Origin of the sequence: Mycobacterium sp. 360MFTsu5.1, assembly GCF_000383495.1 — a bacterium.
Taxonomy (GTDB): Bacteria; Actinomycetota; Actinomycetes; order Mycobacteriales; family Mycobacteriaceae; genus Mycobacterium; species Mycobacterium mucogenicum_B.
Window position 1 is genome coordinate 1 of the sequence record NZ_KB911483.1, and the last position, 19,532, is coordinate 19,532.

Annotated in this window: 17 protein-coding genes, 1 other RNA gene and 1 pseudogene; 16 read left to right on the forward strand and 3 right to left on the reverse strand. The window is 65.8% G+C overall.

What is annotated here, in order from left to right; all coding sequences use genetic code 11:
* The 6 genes and pseudogenes from H289_RS33535 to H289_RS0129255 form a co-directional block, all read left to right on the forward strand.
* Window positions 1-339, forward strand: a pseudogene (locus tag H289_RS33535) (mammalian cell entry protein); the annotation flags it as partial.
* Window positions 340-1,791, forward strand: a complete 1,452-nt coding sequence (locus tag H289_RS0129235; protein ID WP_020104414.1) for an MCE family protein — start codon at window positions 340-342, stop codon at window positions 1,789-1,791.
* Complete coding sequence (locus H289_RS0129240; protein ID WP_029105924.1) at window positions 1,755-2,393, forward strand: Rv1363c family protein; 639 nt, start codon at window positions 1,755-1,757, stop codon at window positions 2,391-2,393. The genes H289_RS0129235 and H289_RS0129240 overlap by 37 nt, the downstream gene beginning before the upstream one ends.
* Window positions 2,390-3,031: a hypothetical protein gene (locus H289_RS0129245; protein WP_020104416.1), complete on the forward strand. Its 642-nt coding sequence runs from the start codon at window positions 2,390-2,392 to the stop codon at window positions 3,029-3,031. The genes H289_RS0129240 and H289_RS0129245 overlap by 4 nt, the downstream gene beginning before the upstream one ends.
* A gap of 5 nt (window positions 3,032-3,036) precedes the next feature.
* Window positions 3,037-3,402, forward strand: a complete 366-nt coding sequence (locus tag H289_RS0129250; protein WP_036421805.1) for a DUF732 domain-containing protein — start codon at window positions 3,037-3,039, stop codon at window positions 3,400-3,402.
* Window positions 3,403-3,418: 16 nt separating this feature from the next.
* A complete protein-coding gene (locus tag H289_RS0129255) occupies window positions 3,419-4,081 on the forward strand; it encodes a CAP domain-containing protein (protein ID WP_081633582.1) in 663 nt (220 codons plus the stop codon).
* An 84-nt stretch (window positions 4,082-4,165) separates the two neighbouring features.
* Here H289_RS0129255 and H289_RS0129260 read toward each other — a convergent pair whose 3' ends face one another.
* Entirely contained in the window at window positions 4,166-4,744 is a 579-nt protein-coding gene (locus H289_RS0129260; RefSeq protein WP_020104419.1) for a helix-turn-helix domain-containing protein, read from the reverse strand.
* 47 nt (window positions 4,745-4,791) lie between these two features.
* Here H289_RS0129260 and H289_RS0129265 point away from each other — a divergent pair, with 47 nt between their 5' ends.
* From H289_RS0129265 to H289_RS0129280, 5 genes are all read left to right on the forward strand, one after another.
* Window positions 4,792-5,772, forward strand: coding sequence for an NAD(P)/FAD-dependent oxidoreductase (locus tag H289_RS0129265; RefSeq protein WP_020104420.1), 981 nt, complete (start codon window positions 4,792-4,794; stop codon window positions 5,770-5,772).
* Window positions 5,759-6,388 (forward strand): class I SAM-dependent methyltransferase, encoded by a 630-nt coding sequence (locus H289_RS0129270; protein WP_020104421.1) that lies wholly within the window; start codon window positions 5,759-5,761, stop codon window positions 6,386-6,388. The genes H289_RS0129265 and H289_RS0129270 overlap by 14 nt, the downstream gene beginning before the upstream one ends.
* A 14-nt stretch (window positions 6,389-6,402) precedes the next feature.
* Entirely contained in the window at window positions 6,403-6,753 is a 351-nt protein-coding gene (locus H289_RS0129275; RefSeq protein WP_020104422.1) for a hypothetical protein, read from the forward strand.
* Between the two features lie 25 nt (window positions 6,754-6,778).
* An RNA gene (gene rnpB / locus H289_RS32150) (RNase P RNA component class A) lies at window positions 6,779-7,181 on the forward strand.
* A 375-nt stretch (window positions 7,182-7,556) separates the two neighbouring features.
* Window positions 7,557-9,353 (forward strand): DUF262 domain-containing protein, encoded by a 1,797-nt coding sequence (locus H289_RS0129280; protein WP_029105919.1) that lies wholly within the window; start codon window positions 7,557-7,559, stop codon window positions 9,351-9,353.
* 236 nt (window positions 9,354-9,589) lie between these two features.
* On the opposite strand, the gene H289_RS0129285 is transcribed toward H289_RS0129280, so the two are convergent.
* Window positions 9,590-11,095: a CYTH and CHAD domain-containing protein gene (locus H289_RS0129285; protein ID WP_029105920.1), complete on the reverse strand. Its 1,506-nt coding sequence runs from the start codon at window positions 11,093-11,095 to the stop codon at window positions 9,590-9,592.
* A 97-nt stretch (window positions 11,096-11,192) separates the two neighbouring features.
* On the opposite strand from H289_RS0129285, the gene H289_RS0129290 reads away from it, so the two are divergent.
* Complete coding sequence (locus H289_RS0129290) at window positions 11,193-11,972, forward strand: enoyl-CoA hydratase/isomerase family protein (protein ID WP_020104425.1); 780 nt, start codon at window positions 11,193-11,195, stop codon at window positions 11,970-11,972.
* A gap of 64 nt (window positions 11,973-12,036) precedes the next feature.
* Here H289_RS0129290 and panB read toward each other — a convergent pair whose 3' ends face one another.
* Entirely contained in the window at window positions 12,037-12,882 is an 846-nt protein-coding gene (gene panB / locus H289_RS0129295; RefSeq protein ID WP_020104426.1) for a 3-methyl-2-oxobutanoate hydroxymethyltransferase, read from the reverse strand.
* 162 nt (window positions 12,883-13,044) lie between these two features.
* Here panB and H289_RS0129300 point away from each other — a divergent pair, with 162 nt between their 5' ends.
* From H289_RS0129300 to ctaD, 4 genes are all read left to right on the forward strand, one after another.
* Window positions 13,045-14,448 carry a WS/DGAT/MGAT family O-acyltransferase gene (locus H289_RS0129300; protein WP_020104427.1) on the forward strand — a complete coding sequence of 468 codons (1,404 nt, stop codon included), beginning with the start codon at window positions 13,045-13,047 and terminating at the stop codon, window positions 14,446-14,448.
* Window positions 14,449-14,519: 71 nt separating this feature from the next.
* The gene (locus H289_RS0129305) at window positions 14,520-16,046 is read left to right on the forward strand and encodes an alpha/beta hydrolase (protein WP_036421801.1); all 1,527 of its coding nucleotides are present in this window, start codon (window positions 14,520-14,522) and stop codon (window positions 16,044-16,046) included.
* 108 nt (window positions 16,047-16,154) lie between these two features.
* Window positions 16,155-17,696 carry an alpha/beta hydrolase gene (locus tag H289_RS0129310; RefSeq protein ID WP_051128636.1) on the forward strand — a complete coding sequence of 514 codons (1,542 nt, stop codon included), beginning with the start codon at window positions 16,155-16,157 and terminating at the stop codon, window positions 17,694-17,696.
* Window positions 17,697-17,913: 217 nt separating this feature from the next.
* The coding region (gene ctaD, locus H289_RS0129315) for an aa3-type cytochrome oxidase subunit I (protein ID WP_036421810.1) at window positions 17,914-19,532 on the forward strand (1,619 nt) is incomplete at its 3' end.

Sequence of the window (19,532 nt, forward strand, 5' to 3'; positions counted from 1 at the left end):
GAATTACGTGATCTGGGGCCGACGCTCGAACAGCTCGCCAACGCCGGGCCGGCCATGACGCGGGCGTTGAGCTTCATTCCCACGGTGCCGTTCCCGAGCGACACCATCGAGAAGTGGCAGCGCGGCGACTACGCGAACCTCACCGCGATCGTCGACCTCACCCTCAGCCGCATCGATCAGGCGTTCTTCACCGGTACCCGCTGGGAGTGCGACCTGACCGAGCTGGAACTGCAGTGGGGCCGCACCATCGGCCAGTTCCCGAGCCCGTGCACCGCCGGCGGGCCGAACAACCCGGGTAATCCGCTGACCATTCCGTACCGCTGGGATCAGGGGCCGTAAATGCATCTCGACAAACGCGTGAGAATTCAGCTCGCGATCTTCGCCCTCGTCGCCCTGGTCGCGGTGACGATGATGAGCCTGATCTATATGCAGTTGCCCGCCAAGCTGTTCGGTATCGGGCGCTACGTGGTCAAGATGGAGCTGCCCGAGACCGGTGGCCTGTATGCCACCGGCAACGTCACCTACCGCGGCACCGTGGTGGGCCGGGTGCAGTCCGTCGGGCTGACGCCCACCGGGGTGCAGGCGGAGCTGTCGCTCAACTCGGGCACCGACATCCCGTCCGACGTGCAGGCCGACGTGCACAGCCAGATGGCGATCGGTGAACAGTTCGTGTCCCTGACGCCGCGCAGCGCGAATTCTCGGCCGCTCAAGGACGGTGACGTCATCCCGCTGGCGCACACCTCGGTGCCGCCGGACATCAACACCGTCATCGACTCGCTGACCAAGGGTCTGCAGGCGGTGCCCAAGGACAATCTCAAGACGGTCATCGACGAATCGGCCACGGCCGTCGGTGGTTTGGGGCCGGAGCTGTCGCACATCGTCAAGGGCGGCAGTCAGCTCGCCATCGACGCACGCGCGAACCTCGACCCGCTGCTGAGCCTGATCGATCAGGTCAAACCCGTGCTCGACTCGCAGAACAACACCTCGGGTGCCATCCAGGCGTGGGCGGCGAACCTCGCCACAGTGACCGGCGAACTGCAGGCACAGGACAAGGCCGTCGGCACCCTGCTCGACAAGGGCGGCCCGGCGTTCGGCGAGATGGGCCAGTTGTTCAACCGGCTGCGTCCGTCATTGCCGATCCTGTTGCAGAACCTGGTGTCCATCAACAAGGTGGCGATCACCTACCAGCCGAACCTCGAACAACTCCTGGTGCTGCTGCCCCGCACAACGGAAGCGGCGCAAGGCGTTACGTTGGCGAACCGCGACACGAAGCAGGCGTACAAGGGCGCGTACCTGAGCTTCAACCTGAACCTCAACCTGCCGCCGCCATGCACCACCGGGTACCTGCCGGCGCAACAGATGCGAAACCCGGCGCTGGAGGACTATCCCGACCTCCCGGCCGGCGAGCTGTACTGCCGGACACCGCAGGACGGCATGTTCAACGTGCGTGGTGCCAAGAACCTGCCGTGCGAGACGGTGCCCGGCAAGCGCGCCGCGACCGTCAAACAGTGCGAGAGCGACGAGCCGTACGTGCCGCTGGGCGACGGCTACAACTGGAAGGGCGATCCCAACGCCACCTGGACCGGGCAGGATGTGCCGCAACTGCGGCCGGGCACGGCCCCGTCGGCTGGTGCGCCGCCACCGCCTCCGGTCGCCGTGGCCGAGTACGACCCGGCCAGCGGGTCGTACATCGGCCCTGACGGAAAGACCTATACCCAAGCCGATTTGGCCCACACGGCTCCGAAGGAGAAGACATGGCAAAGCATGATGACGCCGCAGCCGGGGAGCTGACCGACTGCGGCGGGGTCGCCGTCCTCGCCCCCGACATCGATGGCATCGACGAGCTGGACGCCGAGGACGCCGTTGATGCCGACGGTGTCGATCAACCTGTCGCCGAGCCCGCGAAGCCGAAGCGGGTGCGCCGGATCGCGGCGGTCGTCGGGCTGGTCTTGGTGGTCGCGCTGAGCGCATTGGTCGGGTGGTTGTCGATGCGGACGCACCGCGCCGTGCAAGCCGACGAGCGGCAGACCCAGATCGTTCAGGCCGCCCGGCAAGGCGCGTTGAACCTGACGACCATCGACTGGCAACGGGCCGACGCCGACGTGCAGCGCATCCTCGACAGTGCGACAGGCGAGTTCTACGACGATTTCGCCAGGCGCTCAGCACCTTTCATCAAGGTCGTCAAGGAAGCGAAGTCGACGTCCACCGGCACGATCACCGAGGCCGGGCTGGAATCGGAGTCGGGGGATTCGGCGCAGGTGCTGGTCGCGGTGGCGGTCAAAACCTCAAATGTCGGTGCGCCGGATCAACAACCACGCGAATGGCGGATGCGCCTCGCGGTGCAGAAAGTCGGTGATGTGATGAAGGTGTCGAACGTGGAGTTTGTGCCGTGAAACTGATGAAGTCCCGCGGCGCTGACGTCGCCGCTGAAAAGACCGCTGAATCAACAGCCTCGGTCGATGAGCTGGACGAAGCGGCCGAGGCCGGTGTCACAAAAACCAATGCCGCAGAAACCACCGACGCGGCGCCTGCCGCAGGGCGGCGCCGCGTCGCGTGGGCGAACGTTGCCGTCTACGGACTGCTGCCCGCTGCCATCCTCGCGCTCGGTGGGGCAGCCGGTTACCTGCAGTGGAAAGACGTATCGCTGGCCCAAACCGACACGGCGAAAAAGGAATCCACGAAGGCGGCCACCGACGGCACCATCGCGCTGCTGTCGTACAAGCCCGAGACGGTCGACAAGGACCTGGAAGCCGCCAAGAAGTACATGACCGGCAACTTCCTCAACTCGTACACGTCGCTCACTCGCGATGTGGTGATACCCGGGTCCAAACAGAAGAAGATCTCGGCCGTCGCCACCGTGCCGGCAGCCGCGTGGACCAAGGCGACACCCGACCATGCGGTCGTGATGCTGTTCGTGGATCAGACGATGATCATCGGCGACAGCGCCCCGACGAGTACCGCGTCGAGCGTGCGTGTGACTCTCGACAAGGTCGAGGGGCATTGGCTCATCTCGCAATTCGACCCGATGTGAGCACCATGATTCGACGGTGGACATGTGGGTTTCTCGCCGCGGCGACGCTATCGGTACCGGCGGTGCTCGCGCCGGCGGCGGCCCATGCCGACGCGACTGCGTACCTGATCGGCGTCACGGTGCGGCCCGGTTACAACTTTCCCAATGCCGATGCGGCACTGGGCTATGGCTACGGCATCTGCGACAAGGTGGCAGGCGGTCAGCCGTTCGCCCAGGTGATGGGTGACGTACGAGGCGATTTCAACACCGACGATGACTATCAGGCGTCCTACCTCATCTCGCAGGCTGTCAACGAACTGTGCCCCGGGCAGATCTGGCAGCTGAGAAACTCTGCGGCGCATTACCAGTCGCCGCCCGGTGTGCATCCCTGACGAAAAGGAATTCAACATGAGGTGTCGGCAATGGGTGCTGTCGGTGTTGGCGGTCGTGCCGCTGGGCGCCGTGCTCTGCGTACCGCTCGCGCACGCTGACAACGGCAACACCCTCATCCCGAACAACAAGCGGCTCAACGATTCTGTCGTGTCGAACGTCTACACCGTGCAACATCAGGCGGGATGCACCAACGACATCGCGGTCAATGCGCAGCTGCAGCAGGCCGCGGAGCGGCAGGCCAAGGACATGATGGCCAACCGGAACCTGGACGGCGACATCGGATCTGACGGCTCCACGCCTCAGATGCGGGCCGAGCAGGCGGGTTACCGGGGCGGTCCGGTGGCGCAGACGGTGGCCACCAACCCGGCACTCGCGATCAGTGGAGTCGAGCTGATCAACCAGTGGTACTACGACCCCGTCATCAAGCAGATCATGTCCAACTGCGCCAACAACCAGATGGGCGTGTGGTCCGAGAACAGCCTCGACCGCACCGTCGTCGTCGCTGTGTACGGCCAGCTGCCCGAACCGCCGCACCGCGACGAGAAGGAGGGCGGCGGCAACAACGGCTTCGACCCGAGTCCCGACTACGACGGCAGCGACGAGCTGGAGCACGGCCTCACCTGGTTCCCCTGGATCCTGCGCGGCGTCTTCCCGGCACCGGCGTACCCGGCGAACTAAGGCGCTTGCATCGCGAGTGTGCGCGCAGAGCGAGAAAATCGCCGAACCAGCGATCTGAGTGCACATTCGCGGGGCGAATCCTGGTCAGTTGCGCACGTGCAGCTTCTCACCGTGCGGCCCGAAGATGGCGATCGCCTCGACCGGGCCGTCGACGGTGCCGAACCAGTGCGGTGTCCAGGTCGAGAACTCCACTGCCTCACCGGGTTTGATGGTGAAGTCGCGCTCGCCCAGCAGTAGGCGAAGGTTGCCCGACAGCACGTAGAGCCACTCCTGGCCGTCGTGCACCGGCAACTCGGCCGGTGGCGTGCGCCGCCGCGCGCTCACGCGGATCTTGAACGTGTGCAGACCGCCCGCCGGCCCGCCGCGGGTCAGCGGCCAGTAGGTGATGCCGCCGCGGGTGTGTGATGACCCACGGACCCGCGGGTCCTCGGCCTCGGGTGCGCGCATGAGTTCGTCGGTGCTGATCGACAGCGCCGCGGCGAGCCGGGGCAGATGGTCGAGCGCGAACCGGCGCTTGCCCGATTCCAGACGGCTCAACGTCGAGATGTCGATATCGGCCGCGCGCGCAACGTCTTCCAGCGTCATGCCGCGTTGCGTGCGCAGTTCCCGCAGCCGCCGCCGGACGCGCGCCTCGATGTCGTCGTCCTCAGGGTTTGCCTGCATGGCAAATCAGCTTGGCATTTTCGGCATCGCCCGGCAAGGTCGGTGTCATGAACAACGAATGGGAATGCGTCGTCGTCGGGGGCGGCGCGGCGGGGCTGAGCGCCGCGTTGGTGCTCGGCCGCGCCCGGCGACGAACGCTGGTCATCGACGCCGGCGAGCAGAGCAATCGCGCGGCACACGGCATCGGGGGACTGCTGGGCCACGACGGACGACCGCCGGCGGAACTGTACGCCGACGGCCGCCGCGAGCTTGCCGAGTACCCGTCGGTCCAGGTCGTCGACGGTCTGGTGACCGGCGCAACGGCGCACGACGGCCCGACGTTCCGCCTCGAACTCGCCGACGGCTCCGTGCACCACGCCCAGCGGATACTCCTGGCCGGCGGCATGCACTACGAGGCACCCGACATCCCTGGGTTGAACGACCACTGGGGGCGATCGGTGTTCCACTGTCCGTTCTGCCACGGCTGGGAAGCGCGCGATCAGGCGCTGGCCGTCCTCGCCGACGGCGACCGGGCCATGCACATGGCCCTCATGCTGCGCGGCTGGACCGACGACATCGTCGTCGTCACGAACGGTCCCTCCGGACTGGACGACGACCAGTACCGCGCGCTGGCCGACGCCGGTGTGCAGGTCGATGAGCGCAAAATCGGCGAATTCGCCTCGCGCGAAGGCGCATTGGCAGCCATCGTGTTCGCCGACTGCGACGAACTGAAACGCGAGGGCGCACTCGTGGCCAGCGCGCTGCGGCAACGGACCGACCTGGCCACACAACTCGGCGTGCGGATCGCTCCGCCCGGTCCGGTCGTCGTCGATGCCGTGGTGGTCGACCAGTTCGGCCGCACCTCGGTCCCCGGCGTCTTCGCCGCGGGCGACGTCTGCGCACAGATGCCCCAGGTGGCCTCGGCGATCGCCGCCGGTTCCGCCGCGGCCGCCGCGATCGTGCAGAGTCTGTTGCACGACCAGTTCGGCCTTCCCGTCATGCCCTGGCCCGTCTTCGATCAGCAGGAGGAATCCGATGTCCGCAACTGAAACACCGCAAGAGCACTGGGAAGGCCGGTACGCCGAGAAGCCGCAGATGTGGAGCGGCCGGGTCAACGCCAACTTCGCGAAGATCGCCGGCGAGCTGCCCCCGGGCCGCGCACTGGATCTGGGGTGCGGCGAGGGCGCCGACGCGATCTGGCTGGCCACCCAGGGCTGGGAGGTGGTGGCGGTCGACATCGCCACCAACGCCCTCGACCGGGCGCGCAGCGCGGCCGAGGCCAGGGGAGTGGCCGGGCGCATCGACTTTCAGCACCACGACCTGTCGCACAGTTTCCCGGCGGGCAGCTTCGATCTGGTGTCGGCGCAGTTCCTGCATTCCACGGTTCATCTGGAGCGCCGGCAAATACTGCAGCAGGCGGCAGCGGCCGTCGCTCCGGGCGGCACGCTGCTGATCGTCGACCACGGTGAGGCGCCGCCCTGGGCGTCCCAACACATCCATGACCACCACTTTCAGCCCGCGGACGAGGTCGTCGCCGAGCTCGGCCTGCCTGACGATGGCTGGCAGCCGCAGCACGTCGGTACTGTGGAACGCGAGGCGATCGGCCCTACCGGCGAAGCCGCCGTCTTGCGGGACAATCTGATCGTCCTGCGCCGCACGCACTGATCGGAGGTCACCAGGTGGTCAAACACCGGCTCGACATCCGGCTGGCCGCGGAGTCGATGTTGTTGGTGACCGCCTGTCTGTGCCTGCTGTGGGGCAGCGTCGAGGCGGTCCAGGTCCTGACCGACGCCATGGGCAACTCACTGGCCACCTCCGGCGACTGGTCGCTGGGGCCGGCCGCGGCACTGCTGGTGTACGGCCCGCAGAAGGTGTGGTCGGCCTGGGCGATCACGGTGCCGGTGATCGTGGTGTTCGGCCTCGCCCTGGCGGTCGCGCGCACCCGTCGGGACGGGCCGCGCTGGCTGAAGCAGCTGCTCCTGGCCTACGGCGTGATCGTGATGCTGGACTCGCTGGTCGCGGCGCTCTGACCAGCTGATATGGTATCGGCGCGGACGAGTTGGCCGGGCGGCCGCGGGACCGAGAGGTTTCGAGGAAAGTCCGGACTTCACAGAGCAGGGTGATTGCTAACGGCAATCCGAGGTGACTCGCGGGACAGTGCCACAGAAAACAGACCGCCGTCTGAGCCTTAGGACTCAGACGGTAAGGGTGAAACGGTGCGGTAAGAGCGCACCAGCATTCCGGGTGACCGGAGTGGCTAGGTAAACCCCACCCGAAGCAAGGCCAAGAAGGCCGCAACCTGGTTGCGGCCCGCGCAGGTGCCCGAGGGCTGCTCGCCCGAGCCTGCGGGTAGGCCGCTCGAGGTACCCGGCGACGGTGTACCCAGATGGATGGTCGCCGCCTCACCATCAGTAATGGTGGCGGGGAACAGAATCCGGCTTACAGGCCAGCTCGTCCGCCCCTGTCATTACCACTGGGGCAAGTGGCTGACTTCAAGGTTCGCGGACCTTCCGAGCCATCAGGACACGCGAGATCCGCGAGGCGTCCGGGGAGTCGCAGAAGGTGGTGAACAGCACCCTGAGGCGGCAACAGAGAAATCGCAATGAAATCCGAGTGGCCGTGAACTGATGTCGGCCGCTCCGGCCGCACGTCTAGGTATCCTGGTCGACTGCAATCGTCGACGTGTAGCGGCGGACTTGCTTCTGGGTGAACAGCGAGTCAACGCCACATGCGCACCAGTGGCACGCCTGCGCGCGCAATCAGGCAGACTTGGCGATATGTTTACGGCGAGTTGATACGGCAAGAATAAATGGACTGACTAGGATGCCGATACATGGCTAGCGCTGAACGCACTGAGTTGACGGTTCTCGGACAAAGTCTCCAAAGTTTATATACGCAGTATGTAAGGCAAGATTTTGTCGTTAATCGCCGCTATCAGCGGAAGCTTGTGTGGTCAGTGGAGGAAAAGCAGTCCTTGGTCGATTCCGTGCGAAAGAATTTGCCAATACCGTTGGTTTTGTTGGCAGAAAGTTCATCAGCGCAGCCCTCGGCGTTGGAAATCATCGATGGTTTGCAACGATTGAATGCAATCTTTTCCTTCCTGGAAAATGAGTTTACTTATGAGGGCGGTTTTTTTGACCTTGAGACCCTCGCTGATACGAAGTTCAAACGCGACGAGGGGCAGTTGGTTCAAAAAGAACCTAAGCTGGATCGATCGACGTGCTTGGCAATCGTCAACTATCAGCTCCCAGTCTCCACGTATAGATCCGCGACAGAAGAATCTGTCGACGAAGTATTTAGGCGTATAAACTCTTCCGGTCGCAAGCTGTCGCTGCAAGAAATCCGCCAAGCCGGTGTCACGTCGCAATTAGCAGACTTAGTCAGGCGCATTAGTGCGAGCGTCCGCGGCGATGTCTCACTTTCGGAAGTTCTTCCTCTGGGCGAAATGCCGAAAATCAGCATCACAAATCGTGACCTACCCTACGGGATCCGGGACGAATCGATTTTCTGGGTAAGTAATGGAATTCTAGACAAGGATTCTGTTCGAGAGTCGCGCGACGAGGAGCTAGTTCTCGATCTCTTGCTAGACGTGATTCTCGATCCGATGGCTGTTAGCGGAACCGCCTACAGGAATTCAGCGTACGGCCGGGAATCGAATGCCACGGCATCGGCTGGTACTGTCGCAGCCCGACTGAACACCCTTGGCGCTGATGTTATTGAGAACAACTTCATAAAGACGCTTGATTTGATCAAAGAGATCATTGAATCGTCGGGACAAGCTTGGGCTTCCCTGGTGATCACCCAACAGAACCCGCGCGGAATCCCAAGATATTTTCATGCCATTTTTGTGGCTCTATACGAACTACTATTTGTCGAGAACCTTCGCGTCAAAGACCTGCATGCGCTCGCGAATGAGTTTGATCACTTTTGGGACCGGGACCTGACGATACCCGCTGGTGGCGGCAACTGGGGAGCCAACAGGAAGCGGCCGCTGTTTGACTCGGTGAAAGCCGTGCTGCGGCCCTACTTTGAGCAATCCGATGATCCGGTGGCAGAGCGTGCCCGCCAGACCGCTACGGACTTCGAGATTGAGCTTCAGATGGCGCTGACCGAACAGGCGCTTTTTGAGTTGAAGCAAGGATTTACCCGGTTGGACCATACTAAAGAATTCGACGACGACGCATTTGAGGGTATTCTTCGGACAGCTTCGGCGATGGCCAACAAGGGCCCAGGCGTCCGTGGATTTGTTATTATTGGGGTTGCAGACCGTCCCGCAGATGCCGCACGAATCGCTGAGATCTATGGGGTCGACTCGATTAAAGTTGGTGAATATCACGTGACGGGCACTCAGCACGAATTGACTGCGCTCGGTCGGAACCGCGACCAACATCTCCGCTGGCTAGTTGATCGAATCAAGGCATCCAAGCTTGAGGGAACATTTGCATCGAAACTTGCTGAGTCGCTGACTCTATTCGATTATAAAGGCTATTTGATATGGACGCTTCGCCCTGAGGCGGGTGTTAACCCAACATCATGGGACGGCCGTTTCCACGTCCGCCAAGGCAACTCCACTATTGAGTTACAGGGCCAACAGATTGTGGAACTGATGAGGCGATTCCCAAGCGCCTAACCCATTGAATGCAGGTCCGCGGCTAGTTGACGCCGAGTGAGAGGGTGTTAACCGCGCGCTACGCAGCCACAACGTACAGCACCACTCTCTGCCACTAGTGGCCGCCTTAGGACGGACAGCACCTCTGGACTGTAGAGGAATGCCGCCACCTGCTAATAGCCACTCGTGACACGCCGGTGAGCAGGGAGAAATGCCGGAAGGCAATGTCCGGCTTACAGGCCAGCTCGTCCGCCCCGCTACTTCTTGACCTTGCGCATCGCCCGCGCGAGGGCCTTGAGCGAGGCGTCCAATTGCAGCCGGGCGTACTCGGCGACCTCGGCCTCCTGCTGGTACAGGATGCCGTAGGTGAAGGTGTCCTCGCCCGCGGCGTGCGCGGCCTCGGCCTGCTGCACCAGATGCCCGCGGCTCACGTAGCTGTCCTGGTGGTCACCCAGGAGCGTCTGGATGTCCTTGGCGCAGTCGGCCACCTTCGACTCGCCCATGGCGGCGGCGGTGTAGCGAAGCCGCTTGGCGCCCTTGCGGATTCGGTGCAGCGCCTCCTCGCTGTCCTCGGCGCCGGCGGCCTCCGCGGCCTCGGCCCGCCGCACCGATTTGCGGACGCGGCGGTAGGCGCCGCCGACGGTCACCGGCTGCGCGTCCTCGTCGGCGGCGGCCGGCTGGGTGTTGTCGACGACGATCGCATCGAGCGCATCGAGCAGCCGGAAGTACCGCTCCGACCGCATGGCCGTGAGTGACCGCCGCAGCCCGGACTGGTAGCGCCGCTGCGAACCGTCGACCAGACGCTCGCGCACCTGCCCACGAACCAGCTCCGGCGCCAGTCCCTTCAACGCGTCGTCGTACCGCTGGGCCAGCACCTCGGCGTCGCGCGCCGTGCCCAGCACGGCGGCCAGCAGCTTGAGCTCCTCGAGCACCCACTCGCGGTCGCCCAGATTGCCGGTTTCCTGCAGCAGGCTGCGGATCTTGCGGATGGTGACGCGCATCTGGTGCACCGAGTCGAAGGTGTCCGCGCGCACCGCGCGGTCCCAGTCGATCAATTCGGACACGTGCGCCGCGATGGCGCGGTGCACCTTGTCCGTCGGCTCGGGGGCCTGCTGCGGCGCATCCGCGCCCCGCGCCGCGGCGAGCACCTTGGCCAGCTTCGACCCGTGCCCGGCCGGCTTCGCGCCCGCGTCGAAGAGCCGGTTGGCCAGCCGGTCGAGCAGCTCGGGGCCCGACTCGGCGCCCTCCGAACCGTCGCCGACCAGCTCCAGCTCCCACTCGCGCCAGTTCTGCAGCGACTCGCCCGCCGTGGCGGTCACGCGGTCGTCGCAGAACTCGGCCAGCTCGGTGTCGTCGGGCGCGTACAGCATCGAGACGGTGCGCTCGGTCTCGATGCGGGCGACGGGCTGCAGTGCGCGGTCGCGCACGATGGCCAGCACGATGTCGCGCAGTTCGTCGGGCACGCTCTCGCGCGCCGCGGTGATCGGCAGCCGAACCTCCGTGCGCGCGTCGGCGCCGGCGGGCAGCTTCAGGTGCCAGCCCGCGTCGGTGCCGCCGGTGCGCCGGCGCAGGGTGATCTTGTGTGCCGCCAGATCATGATCCGGGGTGTCGAAGTACACCGCGTCGAGATGCGCGACGGGCAGTTGCTCGACCCGGCCGACGGCGGACAATCCGTCGAACGACGGGGACACCGTGCTGTCGACCACCGCGAACTTGCGTTCAATCTCGGTGTGGCGGGACGGTTTACGCTTGCCAGCGGCCATGTTCACCTTCATTTGCGACCCGGGACGGGCAGTACCAACGCTGCCATCAGCCTGCCATATCGCTGTGCGTGATCGGCTGCCGATAACGTCTTGACCCATGACCGAATTCGAGACCCTGAAGTTCGCCCAGTCCGGTGCCGTCGTGAATATCGTGCTCGACCGGCCCGAGGCGGCCAACGGCATGAACGACGCGCTCACCCGCGACCTGGCGGCCGCTGCCGCGCTGTGCGACACCGCCGCGGTGAAGGTCGTCACCCTGACCGGTGCCGGCCGGTTCTTCTGCGCCGGTGGCGACCTCAAGGCGATGGCTGCCGCCGAGGACCCGGGCGCGTTCGTCAAGGGCATCGCCGACGACCTGCACCGCGCCATGTCGACGTTCGCCCGCATGGACGCCGTGCTGATCACGGCCGTCAACGGCGTCGCCGCCGGTGCGGGCTTCCCGCTGGGTGTCTCGGGCGATCTGGTGCTCGCCGCCGAGTCCGCGTCGTTCACCATGGCGTACACCAAGGCCGGTCTGAGCCCCGACGGCGGATCGTCGTACGTGCTGCCGCGGCTGATCGGTATTCGCCGCACCCAGGAACTCATGATCACCAACCGCGTGCTCACCGCGGCCGAGGCCGCCGATTGGGGTCTGGTCACGCGCGTCGTGCCGGACGCCGAGCTGCCCGCCGCGCTCGACGCCCTGGCCGCCGACGTCGCCACGCAGGCCCGCGGCTCGAACGCCGCCGTCAAGCAGCTGCTGCTGACGACGTACGGCGCCGACTACGAGACCCAGCTGGAACGCGAGGGCCGGCTGATCGCCAAGTGCGCCGGGTCAGCGGACGGCAAAGAGGGCGTCGGCGCCTTCGTCGGCAAGCGCAAGCCGGAATTCGCCTGACGACGAGTGTGAGGGCTGCGCAGGCATTTTCGCGGAATTGCCTGCACAGCCCTCACAGTCGTACTCAGTAGGAATGCTCCTCGGCGGGGAACACGCTGGAGGCCACCTCGGCGGCGTATTGCCGTGCGGCGCGGCCCAATTCGGCCCCGACATCGCCGAAGCGCTTGACGAACTTGGCGGTCTTGCCCGCCGTCATGCCCGCCATGTCCTGCCACACCAGCACCTGCGCGTCGCAGTTGGCACCGGCGCCGATGCCGACGGTCGGGATGGTCAGCTTGCCGGTGATCTGGGTGGCCAGCTCGGCCGGCACCATCTCGAGGACGACGGCGATGGCGCCGGCCTCGGCGACGGCGATGGCGTCGTGGATGGTCTGGTCGCCGGCTTCACCGCGGCCCTGGACGCGGAAACCGCCGAGCCCGTTGACGCTCTGCGGGGTGAAACCGATGTGGGCCACGACGGGGATGCCGGCCTGGGTCAGCGCGGCGATCTGCTCGACCATCCGCTCACCGCCCTCCAGCTTGACCGCATGGGCGCCGGTCTCCTTCATGAAGCGCGTCGCGGTCGCGAGCGCCTGCCGCGGGCTTTCTTCGTAGCTGCCGAACGGCAGGTCGGCGACCACCAGCGCGTGCGGGGCACCCTTGACGACCGCGCGGGCCAGGGGGATCAGCTCGTCGATGGTGATGGGGAGGGTGGTGTCGTAGCCGTAGACCACGTTGGCCGCCGAATCGCCGACGAGCAGGACGGGAATCTCGGCGTCGTCGAAAATGCGGGCAGAGGAGTAGTCGTAGGCCGTGAGCATGGCCCACTTGTGGCCTTCGGCCTTCCATTTCGCCAGGTGGTGGGTACGAATCTTGGTTCGCGGGGTCTTACAGACAGACTCCGGGGCAGCGCCGTAAACCTGATCAGACATCGTCGTCCTCAAATGTGTTGGTCGGTACGAACCTCGAGGCCCATATCGGGTCCCCGGGACGTTTGACGGGGTCAAGTCTGCCACCACCACACCCCCAAGGTGAACGACACGTGAAGTGGAATGCCTCACATTGGGTAAAGAGAGCCGCCTACGATCACGCCCATGCCCGGATATCAACGGCTCAGCGGACTCGACGCCAGCTTCCTCTATCTGGAGACCGCCGCGCAGCCGCTGCACGTGTGCGCCGTGCTGGAACTCGACGCCGCCACCATTCCGGGCGGCTACACCTTCGACAAGATGCGGCAGACGCTGAGCGAGCGCATCGCCGCCATGCCGCAGTTCCGCGAGAAGCTGGCGGACTCGCCGCTGAACCTCGACCACCCGGTGTGGGTGGAGGACCCGGATTTCGACATCGACCGGCACCTGCACCGGATAGGGCTGCCAGGCCCGGGCGGGCGTGTCGAGCTGTCCGAGATCTGCGGGCACATCGCCGCGCTGCAGCTGGACCGCAGCCGCCCGCTGTGGGAGATGTGGGTGATCGAGAACATCGCCGGCATCGACGCCCACGACGGCGGCCGGCTCGCCGTGATGACCAAGATGCACCACGCCGGCATCGACGGCGTCACCGGCGCCAACCTGATGTCGCAGCTGTGCACGCTCGAGCCGGATGCGCCGGCACCCGAGCCCGTCGCGGGCGCCGGCACCGCCTCCGAACTCGAGATCGCGGTGGGCGGCGCGGTCAAGTACTTCACCCGGCCGCTGAAGCTGGCGGGCGTGCTGCCCTCGACGGCGACCACCGTCATCGACACCGTCCGCCGGGCGGCCAAGGGCCTGACCATGGCGGCACCGTTCGCCGCGCCCAAGACGGCCTTCAACGTCAACGTCACCGCACACCGCAACGTGGCCTTCGCCCAGCTGGACCTGGCGGACATCAAGACCGTCAAGAACCACTTCCACGTCAAGGTCAACGACGTCGTGCTGGCGCTGGTGTCGGGCGCGCTGCGGCGCTACCTGGCCGAGCGCGACGCACTGCCGGACTCCACCCTCGTGGCCATGTGCCCGGTGTCGGTGCACGGCAAATCCGACCGCCCGGGCCGCAATCAGGTGTCGGGCATGTTCGCCAAACTCGAGACCACCATCGAGGATCCGGCCGAGCGCCTGCGCGCCATCGCCGACTCGAGCACCGTTGCCAAACAACACAGTTCGGCCATCAGCGCGACGCTGTTGCAGGACTGGTCGCAGTTCGCCGCGCCGTCGGTGTTCGGGGCCGCGATGCGGGTTTTCGCGGCGTCCGGCCTGGCGGAGGCCAAGCCCGTGCACAACCTCGTCGTCTCGAACGTGCCCGGCCCGCAGGATCCGCTGTACATGCTCGGCGCCGAGGTCAAGGCGATGTACCCGCTGGGCCCGCTGTTCCACGGGTCCGGACTCAACATCACCGTGATGTCGCTCAACGGCACGCTCGACGTCGGCCTGATCTCGTGCCCGGAGCTGGTCCCGGACCTGTGGGACATGGCCGACGAGTTCGCCGCCGCGTTGGACGAACTGGTTGCCGCCGCCAGCCACTGACGAGGTGATCTGATGGCGCGTGGCAACGCCCTCATCAGGTCAGACCAGGCCACATGGCACCATGGTCGACCATGAACCTCAGACGGGGGAGTCTCGCCCGCGCATCGGCATTGGCCATGGTCCTGGTGCTGGCGTCGGGCTGCAGCCAGGTGATCGACGGACGCGCCACGCGCGCGGTGCCGAAGCCGGGTGCGCCCCTGCAATGGTCGCCGTGCCAGACCACGTCCCCGGACTCGCAGTCGCGCATCCCCAAGGGCGCCGAGTGCGCGATGCTGTCGGTGCCCGTCGACTACAGCAAGCCCGACGGCGACGTCGCGCAGCTCGCGCTGCTGCGGATCAAGGCGACCGGCGACAAGATCGGTTCCCTGGTGATCAACCCCGGCGGTCCGGGGGAGTCCGGCGTCAGCGCGGCGGTGTCGTTGCTCAACAACATTCCCGACTCCGTGCGCCAGCGCTTCGACCTCGTCGGCTTCGACCCTCGCGGCGTCGGGTCCTCCAAGCCCGCGGTGTGGTGCAACTCCGACGCCGACAACGACCGGCAGCGCGCCGACCCGCAGGTCGACTACTCGCCCGCCGGCGTCGCCCACATCGAGGCCCAGACCAAGGAATTCGTGCAGCGCTGCGTCGACAAGATGGGCAAGGAGTTCCTGGAGAACGTCGGAACCGCCAACGTCGCCAAGGATTTGGATGCCATCCGGGCCGCGCTCGGCGACGACAAGCTGACCTACCTGGGCTACTCGTACGGCACCCGGATCGGCGCCCAGTACGCCGAGGACTATCCGGACAAGGTGCGCTCGATGATCCTCGACGGCGCGGTCGATCCCAATGCCGATCCGATCGAAGCCGACATCAACCAGGCCGCCGCGTTCCAGACCGCGTTCAACAACTACGCCGCCGACTGCGCGACCAGCCCGGACTGCCCGCTGGGGACCGACCCGGCCAAGGTCAACGACGTCTACCACAGCCTCGTTGACCCGCTGGTTCAAAAGCCCGCTCCCACAAAGGATCCGCGTGGTCTGAGCTACAGCGACGCGCTGGTCGGCACCATCCTGCCGCTGTACTCACCGGCGATGTGGAAGGACCTCACCGCAGGTCTCACCGAGCTGGCGGGCGGCCACGGCGACATCATGCTGCGGCTCGCCGATGCCTACATGGGGCGCGATGCCGACGGCCACTACGACAACTCGACCGATGCCCGGGTTGCGGTCAACTGTGTCGACGAACCGCCGATCACCGACCGCGCCAAGGTGATTGCGGAGGACAAGCGCACCCGTGAGGTGGCGCCGTTCATGAGCTACGGCCAGTTCACCGGCGACGCCCCGCTGGGCACCTGCGCGTTCTGGCCCGTACCGCCGACGTCGAAGCCCCACGAGATTTCGGTCAAGGGCCTCGCGCCCACGCTGGTGGTGTCGACGGTCCACGACCCGGCCACGCCGTACCAGGCAGGTGTGGACCTGGCCAAGGAACTCGGTGGCAGCCTGCTGACGTTCGACGGCACCCAGCACACCGTGGTGTTCCAGGGCAACAGCTGCGTCGACGAGCACGCGGCCGGCTATCTGGTCAACGGGACCGTGCCCGAGGCCGGCGCGAAATGCTGAGTCGCGAAAAGCTCGGCGCCGCCGGGAGATAACTGTTCGGTCACCGTCTGATTGCCGGCTTGTCTCCCTCCGGAACCGGGCTTCGGCTCGGCTGCGCGCCGTGCGACCATGTTTGCCATGTGGCGGGTGGGCGGTCGTGGACGACGGTGTGCGGTAGGGGTCGTCGGACTGCTGGTGGCCATCAGCGCCGCGCCGGGATCGGTCGCGCACGCGGCCCCCGAATCCCTGCAGTCCTTCTACGAGCAGGCGCCGGCCTGGACCGGCTGCGAACCCTTCATCGGTGACACCACGGACCTGCCGACGGCGCGGTGCGCCAACATCAGCGTCCCCGTCGACTACGCGGATCCGCAAGGGCCGCAAGCGAAGCTGGCCGTCATCCGGGTCCCGGCCTCGGGTCAGCGCCTCGGTGTGCTGCTGGTCAACCCCGGTGGTCCGGGTGCGTCGGCCGTCAACACCGTCGCGGGTATGGGCGCCGTCCTGTCCGACACCGAGATCGGCCGCAGCTTTGATCTCGTCGGCTTCGACCCGCGCGGCGTGGGGCATTCGACGCCGCAGTTGCGCTGCCGCAGTGACGCCGAATTCGACGCCAACCGCCGCGACCCGATGGTCGACTACAGCCCGGCCGGGGTGGCGCGCATCGAAGCGGTAAGCCGCCGCACGGCGCAGGACTGCCTGCAGCAGATGGGCAGCAGCTTCCTGGCCAATGTCGGAACCGCCTCGGCGGCAAGGGATATGGACGTGGTTCGGGCCGCGCTGGGCGAGACGCAGATCAACTATCTGGGCTTCTCCTACGGCACCGAGCTGGGTGCGGCCTACGCCGAACGGTTCCCGGACCGGGTGCGCGCCATGGTGCTCGACGGCGCCGTCGACCCCAATGCCGATCCGGTCACCGAGAACCTGCTCCAATTGGCCGGATTCCAAACGGCTTTCAACGACTATGCGGCGGACTGCGCGCAGTCCGTCGGCTGCCCGCTGGGCACCGACCCGACGCAGTTCGTGGCGCGATACCAGCAGCTGGTCAATCCGCTCGCCGTGCGCCCGGGTCTGACGTCCGATCCGCGGGGCCTGAGCTACTCCGACGCGATCACCGGCACCATCAACGCGCTCTATACGAAAAAGTACTGGAAGTTCCTGACCAGTGGGCTGATCGGACTGCAGCGCGGCGGCGACGCCGGCGATCTGCTGCTGCTGGCCGACGATTATCAGCACCGTGATCAGAACGGGCACTACGCGCCCCTGCAGGACGCGTTCACCGCTATCCGGTGCGTCGACGCGCCGTTCCCGACCGATCCCGCGACGTGGGCGGCCGCCGATCAGCGCGCGCGCCAGCTGGCGCCGTTCATGAGCTACGGCCAGTACACCGGCTACGCGCCGCGCGACGTCTGCGCCATGTGGCCGGTGCCCGCGACCTCCCGTCCGCACGCACCGGCGTCGCCCGGTCCGGGCAAGGTCGTCGTCGTGTCGACCACGCACGATCCCGCCACGCCGTATCAGGCCGGCGTGAACCTGGCGCGCGAACTCGGCGCCTCACTGATCAGCTACGAGGGCACCCAGCACACCGTCGTCTTCAACGGCGACCGGTGCGTTGACACGGCCGTGGTGGCGTTCCTGACGCAGTCCGTGCTGCCTGCCACGGGGTTGCGGTGCTGACCGTAGCGCGTTGACTGCGAACTGACGCACAGCGCTCATCTGTTGCGGTAAGGGACCTTTGGCCCTGCCCCGACTGCCCATCGACGAAATAGCGTGCCCGACAGGTCTGTCTGTGCGGGAGGTTGATGTCGGTGGTGCGATGGGACGTAATGGATGCGGGACGTTTCGATGACGACGATCCAAATCCGCGGGGGTACCAAGCCGAAGACTCGATCCGATGACCGCGCAAGCGCCTGTGGTCGGACAACTCGAGGTTCGCCGTCCGTTCCCGGAACGTATGGGGCCCAAGGGCAATCTGATCTACAAGCTGGTGACCACGACCGATCACAAGCTGATCGGGATGATGTACTGCGTCGCCTGTTTCATGTTCTTCTTCATCGGTGGCTTGATGGCGCTGTTCATCCGCGCGGAGCTGGCGCTGCCCGGACTGCAGTTCCTGTCCAACGAGCAGTACAACCAAATGTTCACCATGCACGGCACGGCGATGCTGCTGTTCTACGCGACACCGATCGTGTTCGGTTTCGCCAATCTGGTGCTGCCGCTGCAGATCGGCGCCCCGGACGTCGCGTTTCCGAGGCTCAATGCGCTGTCCTTCTGGTTGTTCCTGTTCGGCGCATTGATCGCGCTGTCCGGGTTCCTCACCCCTGGTGGCGCCGCTGATTTCGGCTGGACCGCCTACACGCCGCTGACCGACGCGATCCACTCGCCGGGCATCGGCGGCAATCTGTGGATCGTGGGGCTGGCCGTCGGTGGTCTGGGCACCATCCTGGGTGCGGTCAACATGGTCACCACCGTGGTCTGCCTGCGCTGCCCGGGCATGACCATGTTCCGGATGCCGATCTTCACCTGGAACATCCTGGTGACCTCGATCCTGGCGCTGATGGTCTTTCCGCTGCTGACCGCCGCGTTGTTCGGCCTGGCTGCTGATCGCTTGCTCGGCGCGCACATCTACGACCCGGCCAACGGCGGGGTGATCCTGTTTCAGCACCTGTTCTGGTTCTTCGGCCATCCCGAGGTCTACATTCTCGCGTTGCCGTTCTTCGGCGTCATCTCCGAGATCATCCCGGTGTTCAGCCGTAAACCGATCTTCGGCTACACCACGCTGATCTACGCGACGTTGTCGATCGCGGCGTTGTCAGTGGCGGTGTGGGCGCACCACATGTATGCCACCGGCGCCGTGCTGCTGCCGTTCTTCTCGTTCATGACGTTCCTGATCGCCGTTCCGACCGGTATCAAGTTCTTCAACTGGATCGGCACGATGTGGAAGGGGCAGTTGACTTTTGAGACGCCGATGCTGTTCTCGGTCGGCTTCCTGATCACCTTCCTGCTCGGTGGTCTGTCGGGCGTGCTGCTGGCCAGCCCGCCGCTGGACTTCCACGTGACGGACAGCTACTTCGTCATCGCGCACTTCCACTACGTGCTGTTCGGCACCATCGTGTTCGCCACCTACGCGGGCATCTACTTCTGGTTCCCGAAGATGACGGGCCGTCTGCTCGACGAGCGTCTGGGCAAGCTGCACTTCTGGCTGACCTTCATCGGTTTCCACACCACCTTCCTGGTCCAGCACTGGGTCGGTGACGAGGGCATGCCGCGCCGGTACGCCGACTACCTGCCCTCCGACGGCTTCACCACGCTGAACGTCATATCCACCATCGGGGCCTTCATCCTCGGACTGTCCACCCTGCCCTTCGTGTGGAACGTGTTCAAGAGCTGGCGCTACGGCGAGCCCGTCGTCGTCGACGACCCGTGGGGCTACGGCAACTCCCTGGAGTGGGCCACCAGCTGCCCGCCGCCGCGGCACAACTTCACCGAGCTGCCCCGCATCCGTTCGGAGCG